The sequence below is a fragment of the Endozoicomonas ascidiicola genome (assembly GCF_001646945.1).
GTDB lineage: Bacteria > Pseudomonadota > Gammaproteobacteria > Pseudomonadales > Endozoicomonadaceae > Endozoicomonas > Endozoicomonas ascidiicola.
Genome location: NZ_LUTV01000005.1, coordinates 451,726 through 472,353, shown reverse-complemented (window position 1 = coordinate 472,353; position 20,628 = coordinate 451,726). Strand labels below are relative to the sequence as shown.

Annotated in this window: 18 protein-coding genes and 1 pseudogene; 2 read left to right on the top strand and 17 right to left on the bottom strand. The window is 49.0% G+C overall.

The window, feature by feature from the left end:
• Positions 1-520: 520 nt before the first annotated feature.
• Positions 521-2,425 (bottom strand): bifunctional metallophosphatase/5'-nucleotidase, encoded by a 1,905-nt coding sequence (locus AKL11_RS15870; protein ID WP_095210429.1) that lies wholly within the window; start codon positions 2,423-2,425, stop codon positions 521-523.
• A 29-nt stretch (positions 2,426-2,454) separates the two neighbouring features.
• On the opposite strand from AKL11_RS15870, the gene tsaA reads away from it, so the two are divergent.
• Positions 2,455-3,342, top strand: a complete 888-nt coding sequence (gene tsaA, locus AKL11_RS15865) for a tRNA (N6-threonylcarbamoyladenosine(37)-N6)-methyltransferase TrmO (RefSeq protein WP_342669728.1) — start codon at positions 2,455-2,457, stop codon at positions 3,340-3,342.
• Positions 3,342-3,575 carry a YheU family protein gene (locus AKL11_RS15860; protein WP_067519171.1) on the top strand — a complete coding sequence of 78 codons (234 nt, stop codon included), beginning with the start codon at positions 3,342-3,344 and terminating at the stop codon, positions 3,573-3,575. Before tsaA ends, AKL11_RS15860 begins: the two co-directional genes overlap by 1 nt.
• Before the next feature lie 5 nt (positions 3,576-3,580).
• Here AKL11_RS15860 and AKL11_RS15855 read toward each other — a convergent pair whose 3' ends face one another.
• From AKL11_RS15855 to AKL11_RS25995, 16 genes and pseudogenes are all read right to left on the bottom strand, one after another.
• Positions 3,581-4,381, bottom strand: coding sequence for a DUF924 family protein (locus AKL11_RS15855; protein WP_067519169.1), 801 nt, complete (start codon positions 4,379-4,381; stop codon positions 3,581-3,583).
• 68 nt (positions 4,382-4,449) lie between these two features.
• Positions 4,450-5,034: a transglycosylase SLT domain-containing protein gene (locus AKL11_RS15850; RefSeq protein WP_253705216.1), complete on the bottom strand. Its 585-nt coding sequence runs from the start codon at positions 5,032-5,034 to the stop codon at positions 4,450-4,452.
• A complete protein-coding gene (ligA, locus tag AKL11_RS15845; protein WP_067519165.1) occupies positions 5,031-7,079 on the bottom strand; it encodes an NAD-dependent DNA ligase LigA in 2,049 nt (682 codons plus the stop codon). The genes AKL11_RS15850 and ligA overlap by 4 nt, the downstream gene beginning before the upstream one ends.
• A 146-nt stretch (positions 7,080-7,225) precedes the next feature.
• Positions 7,226-8,287, bottom strand: coding sequence for a cell division protein ZipA (gene zipA / locus AKL11_RS15840; protein ID WP_067519163.1), 1,062 nt, complete (start codon positions 8,285-8,287; stop codon positions 7,226-7,228).
• 143 nt (positions 8,288-8,430) lie between these two features.
• Positions 8,431-11,940: a chromosome segregation protein SMC gene (smc, locus tag AKL11_RS15835; RefSeq protein WP_067519161.1), complete on the bottom strand. Its 3,510-nt coding sequence runs from the start codon at positions 11,938-11,940 to the stop codon at positions 8,431-8,433.
• Between the two features lie 235 nt (positions 11,941-12,175).
• Positions 12,176-13,354 (bottom strand): c-type cytochrome biogenesis protein CcmI, encoded by a 1,179-nt coding sequence (gene ccmI / locus AKL11_RS15830; protein WP_067519158.1) that lies wholly within the window; start codon positions 13,352-13,354, stop codon positions 12,176-12,178.
• The gene (locus tag AKL11_RS15825) at positions 13,351-13,887 is read right to left on the bottom strand and encodes a cytochrome c-type biogenesis protein (RefSeq protein ID WP_067519156.1); all 537 of its coding nucleotides are present in this window, start codon (positions 13,885-13,887) and stop codon (positions 13,351-13,353) included. Before AKL11_RS15825 ends, ccmI begins: the two co-directional genes overlap by 4 nt.
• Complete coding sequence (locus AKL11_RS15820) at positions 13,884-14,468, bottom strand: DsbE family thiol:disulfide interchange protein (RefSeq protein ID WP_067519154.1); 585 nt, start codon at positions 14,466-14,468, stop codon at positions 13,884-13,886. The genes AKL11_RS15825 and AKL11_RS15820 overlap by 4 nt, the downstream gene beginning before the upstream one ends.
• Positions 14,465-16,471: a heme lyase CcmF/NrfE family subunit gene (locus tag AKL11_RS15815; RefSeq protein ID WP_067519152.1), complete on the bottom strand. Its 2,007-nt coding sequence runs from the start codon at positions 16,469-16,471 to the stop codon at positions 14,465-14,467. Before AKL11_RS15815 ends, AKL11_RS15820 begins: the two co-directional genes overlap by 4 nt.
• Positions 16,461-16,982, bottom strand: coding sequence for a cytochrome c maturation protein CcmE (gene ccmE, locus AKL11_RS15810; protein WP_067519150.1), 522 nt, complete (start codon positions 16,980-16,982; stop codon positions 16,461-16,463). Before ccmE ends, AKL11_RS15815 begins: the two co-directional genes overlap by 11 nt.
• Complete coding sequence (gene ccmD / locus AKL11_RS15805; protein WP_245673301.1) at positions 16,979-17,215, bottom strand: heme exporter protein CcmD; 237 nt, start codon at positions 17,213-17,215, stop codon at positions 16,979-16,981. Before ccmD ends, ccmE begins: the two co-directional genes overlap by 4 nt.
• 6 nt (positions 17,216-17,221) lie before the next feature.
• Positions 17,222-17,959, bottom strand: coding sequence for a heme ABC transporter permease CcmC (locus AKL11_RS15800; RefSeq protein ID WP_067519148.1), 738 nt, complete (start codon positions 17,957-17,959; stop codon positions 17,222-17,224).
• A 143-nt stretch (positions 17,960-18,102) separates the two neighbouring features.
• On the bottom strand, positions 18,103-18,801 hold the full coding sequence (gene ccmB / locus AKL11_RS15795; RefSeq protein WP_095210426.1) for a heme exporter protein CcmB: 699 nt from the start codon (positions 18,799-18,801) through the stop codon (positions 18,103-18,105).
• The gene (gene ccmA, locus AKL11_RS15790; RefSeq protein WP_067519146.1) at positions 18,788-19,444 is read right to left on the bottom strand and encodes a cytochrome c biogenesis heme-transporting ATPase CcmA; all 657 of its coding nucleotides are present in this window, start codon (positions 19,442-19,444) and stop codon (positions 18,788-18,790) included. The genes ccmB and ccmA overlap by 14 nt, the downstream gene beginning before the upstream one ends.
• A gap of 143 nt (positions 19,445-19,587) precedes the next feature.
• A complete protein-coding gene (locus tag AKL11_RS15785; protein WP_067519144.1) occupies positions 19,588-20,358 on the bottom strand; it encodes a hypothetical protein in 771 nt (256 codons plus the stop codon).
• 70 nt (positions 20,359-20,428) lie between these two features.
• Positions 20,429-20,628: pseudogene (locus tag AKL11_RS25995) on the bottom strand (hypothetical protein); the annotation flags it as partial.

Genomic DNA, 20,628 nt, shown 5'->3' with positions numbered 1-20,628 from the left:
TACGTCGGACGGTTACGTTTTTTACTGTGCTGATGATGGGTTCGACAAGCCGGGGCTTTATCTGAGTATCGTTCGATAACCCAATCATCAAGTGCGAGAGTGATCGGCTCATCTGTTGGGGCTTTTGARCAYACMAGTCGGATCAAACGACACGCCAARTGYTTCCATCGCCACTTACCGTGTGAGATCCAGTGATGATAGCTACTCCAGACGCATTGATAGTCGATGGACAATAGTGCCTGTGTAACAAAACCGTCCCCTGAAAGCATGCAACCAAAGAGCAGTTCGCAGAACGTTGGTACTGCAGTTGGTGATAGTGCTCTGGCTAGAAAGGTTGTATAAAAAGCGAGCTCCCGGAGGATTGTTCGATGATCTGAAGTGAGCATGGCAGCCATCTCAAACTTGGTGGTTGGGGATGGTTGCTTTTTAGCTGATTATTCGATTGCTGTTGAACTATTGTGCTTTGAGAACTCTAAAGTCGAGAAAGGCTCCGATCATCGTTCGGAGCCTTTCGTCATCTTTATCGTCTGGTCATACGACGTACAAGCGCGAGTAACAGGATAGCCAGCAACAATACAACGCCCCAGCAAACCCAGACAATCGCCGTAGCATTAGCGACCAAGTCCGCAGGCTTCATGCTGCTAACACTCTGCATTCTCGATGAGGTGATCCCTTCTTCAAGAACAATGTCAGAAATCCCATCGCCGTTAACATCCGGCAACTGGGCAAAGAAGTTCACCTGTGCTTGCCAGTTTTTGTATTCCTGAACGCCAGACGTCAGTGGGTATTTATCAATAATACTGTCGTTCAAATCCACAACGGGGTTGCCATCACGATCTTTAGGAACAATGTTCACCAGACCATAACTTAAGTCAGAAATGGTCCAGGCAAATCCTCCGACATAACTGGTCGCAGAAAAACTGTACAAACGAGTTTCATCGGAGAGATCCAGTGGCTCATAACCTGTTTCCTCGGAACCCAGCTCAATAGAAGTGATACGATCGAGCGGCGGGCGCAGTGAGTTGTAGGTGAAACGCAGACCCGAAAAACGTGGGAAGTAATCATCGCCTTTTACCTGCCAGGCGAAGGACATTACTTCCATCAAGCCACGGATTTCCTGCGCCGTCATCCACACTTTCATTAATGGATATCCCGGCTGATCATCCGGTCCAACACCCAGAGGTTGAAGGCGGAAAATATCAGACACTGACTGAATACCCGATTCACCGGCCATCATATCGTCACGAATCAAACTATTGGTTGTGAGCGCAATATCACTGCCGCTGGCATAACGAATGGCATCGGCCACCAGATTACCAAGCGCATGATCGGCATAATCTCTGGTCAGAGTTTCAGGGGTTTGAACCAGCGGCTGATCAAAAGAAAAATCACCAGTCATGACTTCCTGGTTGATCAATGTTTTAAACCTATCGACCTGGTCGGTCACTGCAGACTTACCAACGGTGCTGTCATCAATTTTATGAAGCTGATACTGCTTCACACGAACATCGCCAGTGTCGCTTACCACCAGATTCAACTCACCCAGAAAACGGGTATCAGAGCCGGCCTGAACAATGGCTGTGCCATTTTCCATAATGGGTTCAAACAGCGGTGTATGACTGTGGCCACCGACGATAACATCAATACCTGACACTTGACGGGCATATTCAACTTCTTCGCCACCCCAGCTGCCATCTTCCATTTTGATCACGCCACTGTGGGACATCAGAAGAACGACATCTGCCTTTTGCTCATCTCTCAAGAGCTTAACCATCTCTTTCGCTGTCGCTATCTGATCAGCGAATACCGATGGGTTGTGATCCGGAGCCAGTACTTCGGCGGCATCTCTGCCCATCAAACCAAACAGGCCAAAGCGAACGCCATTCTTTTCAATAATCATCCACGGGAGAATGGTGCCATCTTCCTGAAGGTGTTTTTGAGCTTCAGGCAACGTCAGGTTAGAAGACAGTATTGGTGGTAGCTCATCAAGGTGATTTTTAGCGGCCTCCAACATCATGGAGACACCATCGGAACGAAAATCAAACTCGTGATTGCCCAGAGTGATGGCATCGTAACCCAACTGTTTCATCAACCGGAGTTCAGGCGCATGCTTACGGTACAGTGTATGGAACAATGTGCCCTGACTGATATCGCCACCGTCCAGCAATAGCACCGGCTGATCGCCCAATGCGTTGCGACGCTCATCAATCAGAGTGGCCAGACGTGCCACGCCGCCAATGGTCTGATCGTCATTAATCGTATTCGGGGTGTATTCGGAATTGGGGCCAAAACCCAGCAGGCGAGACTGCCAATCATTGGTGTGCAATATGGAGAATTGGGTTTCTTTCGCTTTCACTTCCTGGGGCACAAGGAATGGTGATATCACCAGGCCGAGAAGGAGAAGTAATCGAGTCATCATTGTCATTATTATTATCGCTTTGCGGCTGCTCAAAAGTGGTTACAGATCGTTTCGGCAGTGTACCTTCAGAAGACCATCGTCGCAAAAGAAACAGGCATCATCAGAGAGTTGCTAATTGCCAAATCAAACGGCATGATAACGAATTCTCCAGATACACCATTCCGATTGTGAAAGAAGATATTTCCTCCAGCCCACCTTCTGCTTTTCAGTTTGAGCCAATTGGTGTTATTCGCTCCTGTTATCGTCAGAAATTCGGTATTCCACGCCAGCCGGGTATTGTCACCGCGGCTGAAGCCACACTGGAACTGTTGCCGCCTTATAATCAGGAAAATCTGGTTCGTGGTCTGGATGGTTTTTCCCATATCTGGGTTCATTTTATTTTCCATCAAACCATGGATGAAGGCTGGCGCCCAACCATTCGGCCACCCAGGCTCGGCGGTCGCCAGAGAATGGGGGTATTCGCCACCCGCTCCACTCATCGCCCCAATCCCATTGGGCTTTCTGTGGTTGAGTTAAAAGGCATTGAATCCGGTAACGGCAAGCTCAAATTACATCTGGCCTCGGCAGATTTGCTGGATGGCACGCCGGTGATCGATATCAAACCCTACCTTCCCTACGCCGATGCTCTGCCCCACGCCAAAGGTGGTTTTGCGCCGATCCCCATGCAAATGGCGGATGTTGAATTTACCGATGAGGCCATGAACCAGTGTCTGCACTATGAAAAACGCACTGGACGAAACCTTGTGCTGTTAATCGAGCAAGTGCTAGGACAGGACCCCCGCCCGGCGTATTTGAGAGAAACCTCAGAACGCCGGCACGGCACAGCCCTTTGGGATATTAATGTGGTGTGGGAATACACGGGGCACCACTTTCTGGTGAAAGGGCTTGAGTCTCTGAGCTCAAAAAAAGAGATGGATAAATAATGATTATTCCCTGGGAGATGCTGGAGCCAGAAACACTGACCAATTTGATTGAAGAATTTGTCAGTAGAGATGGAACGGATAATGGCTATGATGAATCCTTAGCCAGAAAAGTAGAGCGGGTGAAATCAGTGCTTAAATCCGGAGAGCTGGTGATTGTTTTTGATCAGGAGAGCCAGACGCCTAACCTATTACCAAAAGATCAGGCGAATCTTTTACCCAGTGAATTCGAATAGCCCGCTTACCACTTGGCGCCATTAATAAATCCTTTTTCTCCCTCCTTTTGAATGTAGGATTTTTCAAGGGGGGTACTTTCTCTGTTAAGCACCTCATTCCTATGGGGAAAACGACCAAACATATAAATCATTTGATAATGTTGAAATCCTTTTTCCATTGCCTTTAAAAAGGCATAAGGTGTTGATGCGTTTTCATTCAGCGCTTTCAAGTATTCAATGGATTTCACCTGTGAATCAAGGTGCTCGTGGTGCATCATTGGAAAGACAACAAATAATTGCTGATATCCCGTGAAATAGTGTTTATAGAGTTTTTTCTCAAGATTTATTTCAGCAGCAACCCGCCCAAGGGCATCATGAGCATAGGCGCGCTCACTTCCTCTGAACATATTTCGACTGAGCTGGTCTGTCAAAATAATATATGCGAGGTTATCAAAAGGGTTTTCAGAAACATTCCATTGATGCTGACCGGCAACTACCTGATCATACAAACCAAGAAAATTCTCCCGACTGGCTTGATCAACCACTTTACTACCACTGGTGCCCTCAGGGCCGTGAGGAAACCACTTTTCATTGTAACGACCCACACCACCGCGCTGAATATCCAGCTCCCATTCTTCAAACCAGAATCGCAGCACTTTGAGCGCGTCCGGGTGAGTCTGGCTCAACCAGGTCTGAGTATTTTCATTAGTTGGGGAATGCTGTTCCAAGTGCCATTCAGCACCGAAGACAGCAGCAGCTGTCAGACAGGCGGCCAAAAAGAAGTAAGTAAATGAAGGATGCTTCACATCCTTGAAGAGTAAACCCATGAAAAACCTCATTTATTCTATTTATAAGTGGTTAGGCTAATAGATTGAGTTTTAGTTCCAGATCGTACTCAGAGGTTACATTTTCGCAGCTGCTCACCGTAGTTGCTGGCTCGCCGCTTTACCGAGCTGGCCGTCGCTAACAACCAGGATTTCTTTTTATAACTGCCCTTACGGTAGCCATACCAGCCTTCGTGATAATTTAAATATTGATGGTCCGCCGCCCAGAGCGATGTACCATTCACCTTGCGAGATTTGTGGGTGTACCAGCCAATAAAATCGATGGAATCACCAAAATCTTCACGGCTGGAGAAAAAGCCGCCGGCTTCATCAAGGTACTCTTCCCATACTGGATCTTGAGCTTGCGGATATCCATATGCACTCGAATTTCGTGGTAATGGAATGAACAGAAACCATGGCCGGGGCGGGCGAACATCATGACGAAAGGAGGATTCCTGATGCATGATGGCCATCATAATCTGAATTGGGGTACCCCAGCGATCATTGGCTTTTTTGGCGTCTTTATACCAGCCGCGCTTTTCTTTGAAAATACTGCATAAATTACTGGGTTTGGCGGGCGGCCTTGTGCTGGCACAGCCTGTCAGAAAGACCACCGTTATCAGAACAATCCACCATCTGTGAGTTGCAGCTTTCACTCGCCCCATGCCTCTCGCATTTTTATAAAATCTTCCTCGGTATAGACCTTTACACCGAGCTTTTCGGCTTTTGCCAGCTTCGATCCGGCCTTTTCACCTGCTAGCAGAGCCGAGGTTTTTGCAGAAACTGAACCCGTTACCTTGGCACCCAATCTTTGCAGAATCTCTTTACCTTCATCCCGGGTCATAGACGTCAATGAACCAGTAAGAACCCAGATTTCACCAGACAATGGTTGACTATTCCCGCCACTGACAGGAGCCACGATTTCCCACTCTACCCCTTTAGCCAGCAGAGATTCAATCACTTCACGATTATGTGCCTGCTGAAAGAATTTTTCGATATGCCCCGCCACAATCGGGCCAACATCATCGACGGTTTGAAGGTCTTCACTGTTTGCCGCCATCAGTTTGCTCAAATCCTGATAATGACCAGCCAACCCCTGAGCCGTGGCTTCACCCACTTCGCGAATGCCAAGCGCATAAATAAAACGAGACAATGTGGTTTTTCGGGCGGCCTCCAGCCCATTAATTAAATTCTCTGCAGACTTTTTCCCCATACGCTCAAGCCCGGAGACTTCATTAACCGTCAGCGAGAAAAGATCAGCTACGGTTTTTATTAGCTGCCGATCCACCAGCTGTTCAACCAGCTTATCTCCAAGGCCATCGACGTCCAAAGCCTTACGGGATGCAAAATGTTTAATGGCTTCCTTGCGCTGTGCAGAACAATAAAGTCCGCCAGTGCAACGCACCAGAGCTTCTTCCCTTTCCACTTCAGAATCACATACCGGACAACGGAGAGGCATAACAATATCCCGAACAGTTTCGGGCCGCTGAGAATGAACCACTCTGCTGACTTTGGGGATCACATCACCGGCTCGGAGGATGACAACCTGATCACCGATTTTAATATCCAGTCGTTTGATTTCGTCCATATTGTGAAGCGTGGCATTACTGACCGTCACACCACCGACAAACACCGGTTCAAGGCGAGCTACCGGAGTAATAGCCCCAGTTCTGCCCACCTGGAACTCCACATCTTTGAGTGTCGTTACCGCTTCCTGTGCAGGGAACTTACGAGCAATGGCCCAACGGGGAGCCCGAGCCACAAAACCAAGGGACTGTTGCTGAGCCAGTGAATTTACTTTATAGACAATGCCGTCTATTTCATAAGGCAGGCTTTCACGCTTTTCAGCCATCGCCGTGTAATAGTCTTCACAGGCCTGAACACCGCTTACGACTTTGAGCTCCGGGCTGACTCTTAAGCCCCATGTTTTGAACCGCTCAAGAATCTCGCTGTGTTTTTGTGGTAATTCACCACCTTCCACAATGCCGGCACTGTAACAATAAATAGTCAGTGGACGTTTTGCTGTAATGCGGGAATTTAACTGACGAAGGCTGCCCGCCGCCGCATTCCGAGGATTTACGAATACTTTCTCATCTTTGGCTATCGCCTGCTTATTTAACCGTTCAAAGCCGGCTTTGGGCATATAAACTTCACCACGCACTTCCAATCTCTGAGGCCAGTCATTACCCAACAAGCGCAGTGGTATAGACTCAATAGTGCGAATATTCTGAGTGATATCTTCTCCGGTTGTGCCATCCCCACGAGTCGCTGCACGAATAAAAAGACCATTCTCGTACAATAGACTGACGGCAATACCATCCAGCTTAGTTTCACAGGCGTATTCAATGTCATCACTGGTTTTGAGACGCTCTTTAATACGACGGTTGAAATCAGCCTGGTCTTCCGCATCAAAAGCATTATCAAGAGAGAGCATGGGCAGTTCATGTCGAATCTGACCAAATGCCTTTAGAGGTGCACCACCCACACGCTGCGTGGGCGAATCCGTAGTGACCAGATCCGGATGTTCCTTTTCTAGCTGTTTAAGTCGGGTGAACAAACGATCATATTCGCTGTCCGGCACCTCTGGTTCATCTAAGACATAATAACGGTGGTTGTGACGATTAAGCTGTTCCCGAAGCTGCTGGACTTCCTGTTCAATGGATTCGAGAGAAGGTGTATCTGAAGAAGGGGGAATACTCATGGAACTCATTTTACAGTAGGTCGGTTTTCAAAGAGAAAGCCGACAATATAGATTGTCGCGAAACCCTCTAACCCTGATGCTTCGGGTATGCATTCCCACGCTGGAGCATGGGAACGAGTTGGTTGAGAGTTTTACGACACCCTCGATCAATGGGAAGGTTGTGTCGCCAGACGCTTGCGCTCGTATTCACGAATACGCTGACGACAGTGTTCCAGTGTTTGCTGAGTCATCACACTGAACTGCTCATCCTTCAATTCACCGCCCAGGTCGAGAGCCAGACGTCTTGCTGTCTCTTCCATCAGAGCAAAAGCCTGCATGGGCTTTTCAGGGCCAGGAAGGCTCATAAACATACTGAGGGCTGGCGTTTCAGTGGCTTCGAGATTATTAATATCGAACGTACCGGGCTTAACGCCATTCGCCATACTGAAGAGAATCTTGCCAGTACCATCACTGTTGGAATAACGATGGAAGATAGACATATCGCCATAGCGCATACCCGATGAGAGCATGGCCTGCATCAGTTGCTCACCGGAGAAAAACACACCGGCACGGGAGAGCACGTTAATCACAATAACTTCACTGGCCGCTGGGCGATCTTTCAGTTTTTCCGGTTTGCTGGTTTCCAGCTTTAACTCAGTCTGTTGATGAGCAGGCCCCTCAGACACACGCTCTTTTTGCAGAGTCTCGCCATCTGCTTTTTGGGCCCTTAGGCTATCATCCGCTGAGATAGAATCTCTATTCGACACGTTTTCACTCCCTGAAGTGTTCTTTGATGAGACATCCAGATTCATCAAAACAGGTGGTACAGGCTCGTCTATTTCCACAGTACTCAAATAGCCAGAGTTGTCTGACGACGTTTTAACCTCTGAGCGTTCAACACGAGCTGAAGGTGCATTTTGAGTAGTCGTGGGAGCCGCCTTTACCGGTGCTGGCTTTGCTGCTCTACTCTCATAGTTATCATCAGCGCCATCATCCGCTGAAAAACTAGGCTCCATGCGCTCTCGAGTCACTTCCCTGCTGGCAAGTGAACGGGCGCCACCATTGGGTAGCTCACTGGAAAAATCATCATCACCACCATTGACCTCTTCCAGACCAAAGTTCAGCTCAGACGACCGTTTTCTGGCCAGCCGCATCCTGCGATAGCCATCAGCGAGTACGCCGATGATTACCAGTATTCCTATCAGTATTAGCCAATCTCGCAGATCCATATACCTGCCTGTTCCATAAAGCTCTAGACAACGATGTTATTGCAATATCATGCAATAAACTTAACGTTGCAATATATCAATAAATACGCAATAAATTAAGCAAAGACATCAAGGTATATATACCCATTTATCGCCGCACCCTTCTATAGTTCGGCCATTGCCGCCGCTTGTTCAATATCAACAGAGACTGGACGGGATACACCAGGCTCGTGCATGGTTACTCCGACAAGCTGACTGGCCGCCTGCATGGCGATTTTGTTATGGGTAATGTAGACGAATTGCACCTTTTCGCTCATTTCAGACACCATCCTCGCATAACGACCCACGTTGGCATCGTCCAACGGTGCGTCCACCTCATCCAGCATACAGAAAGGTGAAGGATTGAGTTGGAAGATAGCAAAGACCAAAGCAATCGCCGTCAGTGCTTTTTCACCGCCAGAGAGCAGATGAATAGTGCTGTTCTTCTTGCCTGGGGGCTGAGCCATGATAGCGACGCCGGTATCCAACAGGTCTTCACCGGTGAGTGCCAGGTACGCCTGACCACCACCAAACACCCTTGGGAATAATTCCTGAAGACCAGAGTTTACTTTATCAAAGGTAGACTTAAATCGTTGTCTTGTTTCCTTATCGATTTTCCGTATCGCATTTTCCAGCGTATTCAGAGCTGATTCCAAGTCATCATTTTGCGCATCAAGGTAACGCTTCCGTTCAGACTGTGATTCGTATTCTTCAATTGCTGCCAGATTGATCGCCCCCAGTCGTTCGATTCTGGAAGCAATGCGCTCCAACTCTTCTTCCCACTGGGATTCTGAAGCCTCCTCCGGCAAATTTTCCAGAACCGTTTCGAGATCAAACTGATCCTCTTTTAACTGATCTGCCAGTGTCGTGCGACGAACCTGCATGCCCTGCCAATCCATACGAAGCTTTTCCAATCGCTCGCGAACTTTCTGCGCTTCCTGCTCAGCTCCGTGACGAATCTTTTCTCCGGCACGAATCCGTTGCTCAACATCTTCCAGCGCAATGCGCGCCTGCTGCATGCGTTCTTCTTCTTCAAGACGACGACCCAGCAATTCTTCCAGCTGCGCTTTCAACTCACCTTCTGGCGAATTGGATTCCGACACCGACTCCAGCAGAAACTCTTTACGCTCACGAAGCTTGGTGGCTTGCTGACTCAAACGTTCAATAGCCGCTTTTAAAGACGCTATCTGAGTGTTAATAGACTGTTGTCGTAAAGCCAGCTGATGAGCGCGTTCTTTATCAAACCGTGCCTGATGACGAACCTCTTCCAGCCGCTTCTGCAATGTCTCTTTCTGCTCCTGCAATACTTCCCGACGTTCAATGTCGTCTTCCATATTGTCGAGCGCTTCCTGCAGGCGCATTCGGGATTCGCCAATCACTTCCTGCTCAAGCTGATACTGTTCCCGCGCTTCCTGAAGCTCGCTGTCTAATCGACGACGACGTTCGGCAAACTGTTCAAGTCGCACTTTACGGGCACCGAGGTCAGCCCTTACTTCGCCCTGAGTTCGGTTCAAACCGGACAATTGCTTTTGCAGTTCTTCCCGTTGTCCTTCCTGTTTTTCCAGTTCTGCTCTCGCCGTTGTCAGCTGTGCTTTCAGTGATTGGCTGCTGTCTTCCAGCGTGATGATCTTTTCCGCCAGCGCTTCCATCTCTTTCTGTCGCTCAAGCACACCGGCGTGACTGTCCACACCTCGGCTGACACGCAACCAGTTGGAAGATAACCAGATACCTTCCTGAGTAATGATGGATTCACCCGGTTGCAGTTTTGTCCGCAACGCCATGGCAACACTCAGGGACTCTGCGGCGTACACACCTGCCAAGAGAGTCAGTGCATCCTGACCACTTTGAATTTTCTCCGCCAGCAGCGGTAACTCACTTAATGAAGGGTTGTGCTGTTGTTGGCCTGCAGCTTCCAGTAATACCAGCGAGCCCTGTTCCAAACCATTCAGCGCTTCTGACACCGGATCAAGACTGTCCACACAAACCGCCTGCAGACTGTCGCCCAACACCGTTTCAACGGAGCGTTCCCAGCCGTTTGCTACCTGTAACTTATCCATCAGACGGCTGTTGTCTGTCAGACCCTGCTGCTCAAGCCACTCGATTGTGCCGGTATCTTCATTCATGGATGCTTGATGCAGCGCTTCCAATGATGCATGGCGACCACGCACCATACTCAGCTCATCACGGTTGCTGTCCAGCTCGGCGGTGAAATTTTGAGACTGCTCACGGTATTTCTCCAGCGCTTCTGAACACTCTTCGATACGCATCTCGACTGTTTCGGAGGTCAATTCCAATTCTGTGAGCTTTTCGGAGAGAATCGTCAGTTCTTCGAGATCCTCATCACCACCCAGAGCTGAGGCTTCTTCTCTTAAACGGCTTTCCCGTTCCTGCAAACGCCCCATCACTTGTTCAGCATGATTAATACGGGACTGCTCGACTTCAGCCACCCGTTTGGGCTCATGGGATTTCTGGTTAAACTGATCCCACTCCCGCTGCCAGCGCTGCATATTGTCTTCAGCCTGCGCCAATACATCGCCAGAATCCGCTTCCTGATCCTGCAACATGGCCAGCTCCGGTTCCAGCTCAATCAGCTCTTCCTGAAACGCTTCCAGTTGCTGCTGATCATCCGCCAGTTGCTCCCGGGCTTCTTCCCAGTTTTGTTCTACCTGTCGCAGGTCACTGCTTAATTCTCTGGCGCGCTCTTCCCGGTGCTGCAATGTCTGCTCAACCCGGGTGACTTCATTACCGGTGGCATAATAACTGGATTGGGTTTCGTGGAATCGATCGCTCAGCTCCATCTGCTGCACACGATCATCTTCCATGGCTGCATCGGCAGAACGCTGTTGGCTGATCGCCGCTTCCAATTGAACTTCAAACTCGCGAATCGCGCGTTCCTGGGATTCGGCGCCTTCATTAATGGTTTGCCAGCGCAACGCTTGCAGCTGCGCCTTTTTCAGTCGTTCTTCGGCTTTGAATTCTTTGTATTTTTCTGCCGCTTGCGCCTGTCGCTGCAAATGGCCAAGCTGACGGCCGAGCTCATCCCGAAGGTCGGTCAGACGTTCGAGATTCTCATTGGTTCGGCGAATACGGTTTTCCGTTTCCCGACGACGCTCTTTATAGCGGGAAATACCGGCGGCCTCTTCAATAAAGACACGAAGCTCTTCCGGCTTGGACTCGATAAGATTGGAGATAATACCCTGTGAAATAATGGCGTAACTTCTCGGGCCCAGACCGGTGCCCAGAAAGATATCCATAATGTCTTTACGGCGACATTTGCTGCCATTGAGGTAATAGGTGTTTTTGGCATCGGAATTCACAGTTCGCTTAACGGAAATCTCCCGATAAGCTGCGAACTCACCCGTTATGCGTCCTTCATTATTATCAAAAATCAGCTCTACCGCCGCCTGGTTAGCAGGCTTCCGGCTATTGGAACCTTTGAAGATAACGTCGGTCATGGACTCGCCACGCAGGTGTTTGGCGGAAGACTCCCCCATTACCCAGCGTGCGGCATCGATGATATTGGATTTACCACAGCCATTCGGCCCAACAACCCCACACATATTGGAAGGGAAGTGCACCGTGGTGGGATCCACAAACGATTTGAATCCGGCCAGTTTGATGGATTTTAAACGCATCGTTTCCTTTTGCTCTTAACTGTCGGGCCCGTGTTTGACCAGTACTTGATGGTTTCCGCTATCTCTACTTGGGTAAACCAGCCATTACCGTTTTCGTTCCGGGCTCCGGTTCCTTGTTATAGCGATTCGATGTTGAATTTTATACATTACCACAGTTAATAGAAAAGTCGCCTTTTCACTTACGCGAAAAAGCGACTTGATAATTGAGACTGACGATCCGGTGATTAGTTCACTGTTATCCAGTGGGTGAGATCATCAATTTTACCGGGTCTGAAGAGTCTGTACTCACACCATTGGCATGCACTTGATAGTCCGGTGACATCACATCGCCAGACAAACTGAGCCGAGCCGTAATATCCAATTTATCCAGTGAAGACAGCGATTGCCCGCCCATCATCATGGCGCTGCTGTCATCCAGCACAATCTCGCCGGGCAAGTCAGTCAATCTCATGGGAATAGCAGCCACCGGCGGTGAGCCTGGTTGATCAGATGCTCTGGCAAACACAATCACCCGCGCCGTGTCTGGCAGGTCTTTTAGCTCGTCAGAGAGAGCAACCTGCACCCTTACAGAAACCACGGTTTCACCCAGCATGGTTTTTGCCTGATTGATACCCGCGGTCAGGGATTGACGCGCTGTTGGGTCCATTTCAAGGCGAAGTGCTGTCTGCCACGCGGCAACGGCTTCCTGATATTGGCCATTGGAAAATGCATCAATGCCTTTCAAACCCAGAGCAGTGGTGTTTTCGCCATCCTTACTCAAGGTTTGCTGATAAAGCTGACGCACTTCAGGGGTGATGACATTATTCGACGCCAGAAACAGAACCTGAGCCAGTTCCGATGTCACCTGTGGATGACCGTTGCTGACCCGCACCAGTGTACGATAGGTTTTTAACGCTTCGTCCATTTTACCGGTGCGCATATAGTGACTACCAAGCATAAACAGCGCCTGATTATTCTCCGGGCGTTTTTCCACCCAGGATTCCAGAATCTGTTCAATCTGCTCGCTGCTGTGGTCACCCTTTTCCATCACATCAATGACCGCCATTTCCGTTGAAGCCCCCAGACGGAAATAGAGCAAAATAGCCAAGGCAGGAATCAACACGGCTATCATGACAGCCACTGCAGGCTGCTTAAGTTTGGAATACCGGCTGCTGGTTTGAGCAGGGTTTTCCAACTCTTCTGCCAGCTTTTTCTTTAACTCCAGCTTGAGCCGATCGCCTTCTTCTTTTGATAACAGCCCTTGATCAACCTGACTATCAAGATCCGCAATCTGCTCTTTGAAATTCAAAATATTCGCAGTTTCATCATTGATCTGCTCTTGCGGCTCAGTCACCCGGCTTTTCAACAACGGCCAGGCTGCCAGTAGTACTGCAGCAGTAATCATCACCAGAGAAATTAACCAGAACGCCATCATGCCTCTTTCTCCCCGGAAGACGGTTTGCCAGACTCTTCATCGGACTGGAACTGCTGCAATCGACGCTCAAGCGCCCTTTCCTGCTCTTCCGTCAACGCTTCATCAGGCATTGCGTCCTGAGTATTAACAACAGATGGCTTATGTTTTCGTGCCACCATCAGGACCACTATCAGCCCGATCAACAATAAGAAGACTGGCCCCAGCCACAACACCAGATTCACACCGGTCCAGCGTGGTTTGTAGAGCACAAAATCGCCGTAACGAGCCAACATAAAATCAATAACGGTGTCGTTATCCGCACCATCGACCACCATCCGGTGGACTTCACGACGTAAATCCTGAGCGATAGGAGCGTTAGAATCGCCAATCGTCTGGTTCTGACACTTTGGGCAACGCAGCTCATTGGTTAATTCAAAGAACTGCTGTTCCTGTGCGGCATTATCAAACTCATAGGAATCTATGGTGGCGTGAGCGCTGCCCAGAAACAGCAACGCTGTAAACGCAAAGAGAGACTGCATCAACACCTTTTTCATGATGGATCAGCCTCGCTGCTATTCTCACCGCTATTGCTCTGCTTAGCTTGTTCAACCAGAGCCCGGTATTTAGGCTCAATATCGTTTTTCCACACATTGGCATCCACAATGCCCACGTGCTTGTAGCGAATCACGCCCTGATGATCAATCAGATAGGTTTCCGGTGCGCCGTAAACGCCAAGGTTAATCCCTAAAGAACCATCCTGATCATTAATGCTGAAACGATATGGGTCATGAAGTACTTTCAGCCACTTTCTGGCTTCCGGCTGATCATCTTTGTAGTTCACGCCGTAAATGGGCACACCCTTATTAGCGAGATCCACCAGATAGGGATGCTCCACCCGACAAGCCGGACACCAGGTTGCCCACACATTCAGCAGCGCCACTTCTCCCAACAGATCATCACGGGTGACGGTTCTGGCAGGATTTTTCACCGTCGTTAAAGAAAACGACGGCAGCGGACTATCCAACAATGCCGAGGGCAGTTCACCTTTGTTATCGCGAAACAGGGCGATATAAAACATCAGGCACAGGCTCAGGAAAATCGCCAACGGCAGAAACAGCTTTAGACGACGGTTCATGCATTAGCTCCTTTAAGATCCGAGCTGCCTTCACGCCCCTTGTTAAGTACTTTCGAACGCACTTTAAACCGATAGCGACGATCAGAAATAGCCAGAATGCCACCCAGCGCCATCAGTACTGAGCCCGCCCAAATCCAGCGTACAAAGGGTTTGATATGAATACGAACCGCCCAACTGCCATCATTTCCCAATGGTTCACCTAGAGCAACATAAAGATCGCGGGTAATGCCCGGATCCAGATCCGCTTCGGTCATGGGCATGGCCTGTGCGGTATAGACTCGTTTTTCAGGATGCAATACCGTAATTTGGCGACCATGTTCGTACACGGTGATTGAGCCATAATCCGAGGTGTAATTTGGCCCCTGCACCGGGCGAACGCCATCGAAACGGAATTGATAGCCGCTAATGTCTACCGTGTCGCCAGGCGCCATACGAAGATCACGCTGACTGCTGTAGCCGCTGACAATTGCCACACCGACAATAGCAACCGCCAAACCAATGTGTGCCAGCTGCATACCATAATAAGCGGGCTTTAGTCGTTTAAGTGCCACCACAACACCGGATTTCGCCCGGGCATGGCGGGTCTTGTTCAGAAGATCTTTCCCCATGGTCAGAACAATCCAGAACACCAACCCAATAGCCAACACTTCGCTGATCATAAAGCTGTTGCCGTATATCAGGCTGAAAGCCAAACCGCCAATCACACTGGTCAACAGAATCCATCGCGTCTGCTGATACAGCCATTTCACAGAGCCGGTTTTCCAGTTAAGCAACACGCCAGCACCCAGGGCAAAAGCCAGCAGCATCGCCATGGGCACAAACACCGTATTAAAGTACGGAGGGCCTACGGAAATCATGCCCATATCCAGCGATTCCAACAGCAGTGGGAACAGTGTTCCGAGCAGCACCGTTGCACAACTGGCGGTGAGTATAATGTTGTTCACCAATAACAGGGTTTCCCTTGAAACCAGGGTGAACTGCACACGACTGCGGACTTCTGGAGCGCGCAGCGCAAACAGAGTTAAAGAGCCACCGATGACCACCATCAGGTAAATCAAGATAAAGACACCACGTTCAGGATCGTTGGCAAACGCATGAACCGATGTCAGTACACCGGAGCGAACCAAGAAAGTGCCTAACAAACTGAGCGAGAAGGCAAAGATGGCCAACAGCAACGTCCAGCTTTTGAACAGGCCACGTTTTTCAGACACGGCCAGTGAGTGCATTAGCGCCGTTCCCACCAACCAGGGCATCAGGGAAGCGTTTTCAACCGGGTCCCAGAACCACCAACCGCCCCAGCCTAATTCATAGTAAGCCCACCAGCTGCCCAGAGAAATTCCGAGCGTCAGGAAAACCCAGGCCGCTGTGGTCCATGGACGCGCCCAGCGAGCCCAGGCACTGTCGAACTGTCCGCCAATCAATGCAGCAATAGCAAAAGCAAACGCAACAGCAAAACCGACGTAACCCATGTAGAGCATGGGAGGGTGAACAATCATGCCAAAATCCTGCAATAGCGGATTCAGGTCAGCACCGTCTTGCGGCGGAAAAGGTAAAATACGATTGAAAGGACTGGATGTGAGCAAAGTAAACAACAACAGCCCAACAGACACCATGCCCATCACCGACAACACGCGAGCCGATAATTCCGGTGGCAGTCGATAACTTTTTAAGGCAACTGCTGCCATCCAGCCTGCCAGAATCAAAACCCACAACAGCAGCGAACCTTCGTGCCCGCCCCAGGTGGCTGTGATTTTATATTGCAGCGGTAACAGGCTATTGGAATGTTTTGCTACGTAGTCAACGGAGAAGTCGTCAGTAACAAAAGTCCAGATCAGACAACCGAATGAAAACGCGACAAAAACAAAGAATCCCCACGTCAGGGGACGAGCCTGATTCATTAAACGCAGGTTACCGTTGAAGCTGCCCCACAACGGTAAAATACTCAACAACAGACTAAGACACAAAGCGATGGACAGCGCCAGCAAACCAACTTCAGCCACCATTATTCAGACTCTCCAGTTGCTGCACTTCCAGCTCCCGTGCGGAGGTTTGAAGCTCTTGAGATGAAGAGCCTGGCGATGAATAGCCCGGATGGGCATCATCAATGGCTTTCTGTACTTCCGGCGGCATGTAGTTTTCATCGTGCTTTGCCAGCACTTCAGAGGCGGTAAACACACCCTCTTTATTCAGCATCCCGGTTGCCACAATGCCGGAACCTTCGACAAACAAATCTGGAAGAATACCGTCGTATAATACGGTCACCTCACCGGCACCATCGCTGATGCGGAAACTCACCTGCAAGCTTTCAGTATTACGTTCCACCGATCCGGGCACCACCAATCCGCCACCGCGAACCCGTTGGCCTGTGGGCGCTTCACCGGATTCCATTTGTGCGGGCGAGAAGTAATGATTGATGTTTTCCTGCAACGCAAACAGCATCAAGGTAACGGCAGCGCCGACACCCAGCAGTAGCAACAATACTAGAATCAAACGCTGTTTACGGACTGCGTTCATTGCGCACCTCTGCCGTCTTGCAATAAAGAGCTTTCTGTTATTGAGGACATCTTCCCGACACCTTTCGCTAATCGTTCCTGCCGTCGGATACTGGCAATCACTTTTCGTTTGGCCATCATAGGGGATAACACATTATAAATAACCACCAGCAGGCCAACTGCATAGGCGCTCCATACGTAGAAGCCATGCCCATCCATTGCCAGAAATTCAGACCAGTTTTCGAAATACAACACTGCCGATTACTCCCCCACCAGCGCTTTCACCCAGCGGGTTTTCTTTTCACGACTGAGGATTTCAACCCGCAGCCGCAGAAACATCACCAGAGTAAAGAACAGATAAAAACCAAGAATGGCAAGCAACAGCGGCCACAGCATTTCCGGTGCCATGGAAGGCTTCTCCGTCAACTTCAGGGTCGCACCCTGATGCAGGGTGTTCCACCAGTTCACGGAATACTTAATGATCGGAATATTCACCACCCCCACCAAACTCAAAATGGCGCAGGCTTTAGCCGCCACTTCGGAGGTTTGAATGGCGCCTCGCAGAGCGATGATACCAATATAGAGGAACAACAAAATCAACATGGAGGTAAGACGTGCATCCCACACCCACCAGGTTCCCCAGGTCGGTTGCCCCCAGATGGCGCCGGTAGCGAGAGACAAAATACAGAACGAGGCACCAATGGGCGCCATCACTTTCAGCGCCATGTCAGCCAGTTTGATGCGCCAGATCAGCAAAACGGCCGCCGCCGTTGCCATCATCATATAGATAGCCTGGGCAAGGAATGACGCCGGAACGTGAATGAAAATAATCCGGTAACTGTTGCCCTGAAGATAATCCGGAGGCGTGAACGCCAACCCCCAGATCAGAGCAACAACGAGGGATAACAACGACGTAATCTGCAGCCAGGGCAGCCACTTACCGCTGATATCGTAAAACCACTTGGGAGATCCCAACTTATGAAAAAAAGTCCACTTCATCATCTTGTTCTTTGTACAGATGCATACTGTCCGATATTTCCACAAAATAGAAAATACCACTGCGACACAATGCGGGAAATCCAGCTGTATTTCAACAGATTGACTAAATCATGACATTGTTCAAAATCAATACAATAAGGGAATCACTCACTTACCACCCTTAGAGCGCCCGCAATGGCAAGAGGTGCAAGACACAGACCTGACAGGAGGAACACGCACAACCATAAAAGATGGCCGTTCCAAGGCAACCCCTGAGCTGCAGCATTCACTGCGCCAGTTGCAAAAATCAGCACTGGTATATAAAGAGGCAGAGAAAGCAGGGTCAGCAGAACACCGCCTCGTTGAATACGCACGGTTAATGCCGCGCCAATAGCACCTGCCAGACTTAACACCGGCGTTCCCAGAAGCAGCGTTAATGCTAAAGGAAAAATACCTTCACCCGGAAGATGTAACATAACAGCAAGCAGTGGTGCCATGACGGTCAGGCAGAAACCACTGGTTAACCAATGACTGAAAACTTTAGCCAACACCAACATCGCTAATGGGTGCGGTGACATCAGGAGTTGATCCAGGGAGCCATCATCCTGATCACTTTTAAACAGCGAATCGAGTGACATCAATACCGACAACAAAGCACCAATCCAGATAATTCCGGGCGCCAGTTGCGACAATACGTCTTTATCCGGTGCAATCCCCAGTGGAAACAACGACGCCACCATTAAGAAAAACGCCATGGGGTTAATAATCTGGCCGGGCGAACGAAATGCCAGAGTAAGATCCCGTCGTATCAGCGCCAGACACGCAGCACCACCTCTCATGGACTGCTGTTCAATATTCATCATCGAAAACCTCCAGAGCATCTCCGGCAAAGTCTTCAAGCTTTAATTTGCGCAGATTTCCTTTATGGTCTGAAAGCGGCTGATGACTGGTAATCAACACCATGCCACCGTTGGTGGCATGCTCATCAATCAAACTTTCCAGCCATGCAACACCATCAATATCAATGGCGGTAAACGGTTCATCCAGAATCCAGAGCTTTGCTTTGCTGGCGATCAGACAAGCAAACGTCACTCGTCGTAATTGTCCGGCGGAAAGGTGACTGCAGGGAATATCTTCGTAGCCATAAAGGCCAACCTGCCCTAATGCTGCAAACAATACTGACTCAACCGGCTGGATGTTTTTCAGCTGAAGGCGCCAGTGCATATTTTCCAGAGGCGATAGATCCATTTTCACGCCAGGTTTATGACCCAGGAAAAAACTGGCAAGACGAAAGTCCGCGTACACAGAAGAGAGAGGAAGGTCGTTCCAGAAAATATCACCACGGGCATGGGAAGACAGCCCCGCAATAATCCGCAGCAATGTAGTTTTGCCTGCGCCGTTTCGGCCCTCTATCTGAAGAACGTCTCCGGGGGAAAGCTGGAATGAGAGGTTATGGAACAGCAAACGTTCGTCTCTCTCACAGCTGAGCTGGCTAACTTTTAACAATCAATCCCCCCGTAGACAATACTGTTAAATAATTTTCTCCGGATTATACATAAAATAAAAAAATGTACTTCATCGCAAACAGTATCGTCTGTCACTCAATTACTTTTCTCAAAAACAATAAACTGCATTATGAAAGGGGAGGCTCACCTAACATTTCCACTCTTAGTCGTGCCAATAATGTAATCCCCCAAATATCTGATGATCTTCGCAGCTTCAATATGTTCAGGATCAATGACTTCTTCGGAAGCCTTAAACTCTATAGTTTCTTCTTCCCTCTTTATGGCTAACTTTTCGTGATTGACCAATCTGTCACAAAAATCAAAAAGCATATTTGCAGGAATAACGCCATCATCGCTGTATTTTTGACCAACTTCTTCCAGCTCTCGATGAAGGTCATCAAAAGAACTCTTATACTCAAGCATCTTTATAAAGATTCCTTTCTGCATAGGCACAATTGTCTCTCGAGTGTATTCTTCAGCTGCCAACAGCCTTTGCTGGTGAAATTCATCAAACTTGCTTCTATGCTCTAACATCCTTTCAAAGATTTCCAGCTGACCATTAACTGAACTGTAAAACTCAAAAAACTGTTCATTGCTCCCCTTATACAGCCCCAAACTATACGACTTGTTAAGCATACCGTAGATTATCTGTTGCCTTTCCAAAACAACATTTCCCAGGCATTTTTGGGAGAGCTCAAGGTCAGCTAAAGCATCAACCCTGATTTTCAAATTTGCTTTTTCAGCCGCTAGATCATTAGTCGAAAAATGAGGCACTAAAAGCAATTTTCTAAGTTCAATCAATCTGTCATGGATATCAACCTCGCTCAATTTAGAAAGCTGAGTAGTATCCTCTTTAGTAAGCTCTACGCTTTTTGAAAGTATGGCTATTGGCTCTACTGCCTCAGCGAGCCTCAATCCTGATCGAGAAAGTTGAGGTTGCGAGCCTGGGCGTGAAATTATAGTGTCACCCACCTTCACTGTAGTTCTAGTGTAGTGCCCCGTTCTTTTTGCTGCTTAAGCGGCAATTAGCTCGAACTACCTTCTCCAGTATGTCATTAGCCTTGGCTGTCCATATAAACGGCTTGGGCTTCTCGTTATGTTTTTCGATATATTCCTCTATTGCCTCCACAAGCTCTGGAACACTTTTGAATACCCCTCGACGTAAACGCTGTGTGGTTAAATCTC

Excerpts from the sequence above, each read along its gene's own strand:
- AKL11_RS15870 (WP_095210429.1), bottom strand. The coding sequence starts at position 2,425 with ATGACAATGATGACTCGATTACTTCTCCTTCTCGGCCTGGTGATATCA.
- AKL11_RS15825 (WP_067519156.1), bottom strand. The coding sequence starts at position 13,887 with ATGAAAAAGGTGTTGATGCAGTCTCTCTTTGCGTTTACAGCGTTGCTG.
- ccmB (WP_095210426.1), bottom strand. The coding sequence starts at position 18,801 with ATGATGAATATTGAACAGCAGTCCATGAGAGGTGGTGCTGCGTGTCTG.
- zipA (WP_067519163.1), bottom strand. The coding sequence starts at position 8,287 with ATGGATCTGCGAGATTGGCTAATACTGATAGGAATACTGGTAATCATC.
- AKL11_RS15800 (WP_067519148.1), bottom strand. The coding sequence starts at position 17,959 with ATGAAGTGGACTTTTTTTCATAAGTTGGGATCTCCCAAGTGGTTTTAC.
- AKL11_RS15820 (WP_067519154.1), bottom strand. The coding sequence starts at position 14,468 with ATGAACCGTCGTCTAAAGCTGTTTCTGCCGTTGGCGATTTTCCTGAGC.
- AKL11_RS15855 (WP_067519169.1), bottom strand. The coding sequence starts at position 4,381 with ATGGGTTTACTCTTCAAGGATGTGAAGCATCCTTCATTTACTTACTTC.
- ccmE (WP_067519150.1), bottom strand. The coding sequence starts at position 16,982 with ATGAACGCAGTCCGTAAACAGCGTTTGATTCTAGTATTGTTGCTACTG.
- AKL11_RS15860 (WP_067519171.1), top strand. The coding sequence starts at position 3,342 with ATGATTATTCCCTGGGAGATGCTGGAGCCAGAAACACTGACCAATTTG.
- smc (WP_067519161.1), bottom strand. The coding sequence starts at position 11,940 with ATGCGTTTAAAATCCATCAAACTGGCCGGATTCAAATCGTTTGTGGAT.
- ligA (WP_067519165.1), bottom strand. The coding sequence starts at position 7,079 with ATGAGTATTCCCCCTTCTTCAGATACACCTTCTCTCGAATCCATTGAA.
- AKL11_RS15815 (WP_067519152.1), bottom strand. The coding sequence starts at position 16,471 with ATGGTGGCTGAAGTTGGTTTGCTGGCGCTGTCCATCGCTTTGTGTCTT.
- ccmI (WP_067519158.1), bottom strand. The coding sequence starts at position 13,354 with ATGATGGCGTTCTGGTTAATTTCTCTGGTGATGATTACTGCTGCAGTA.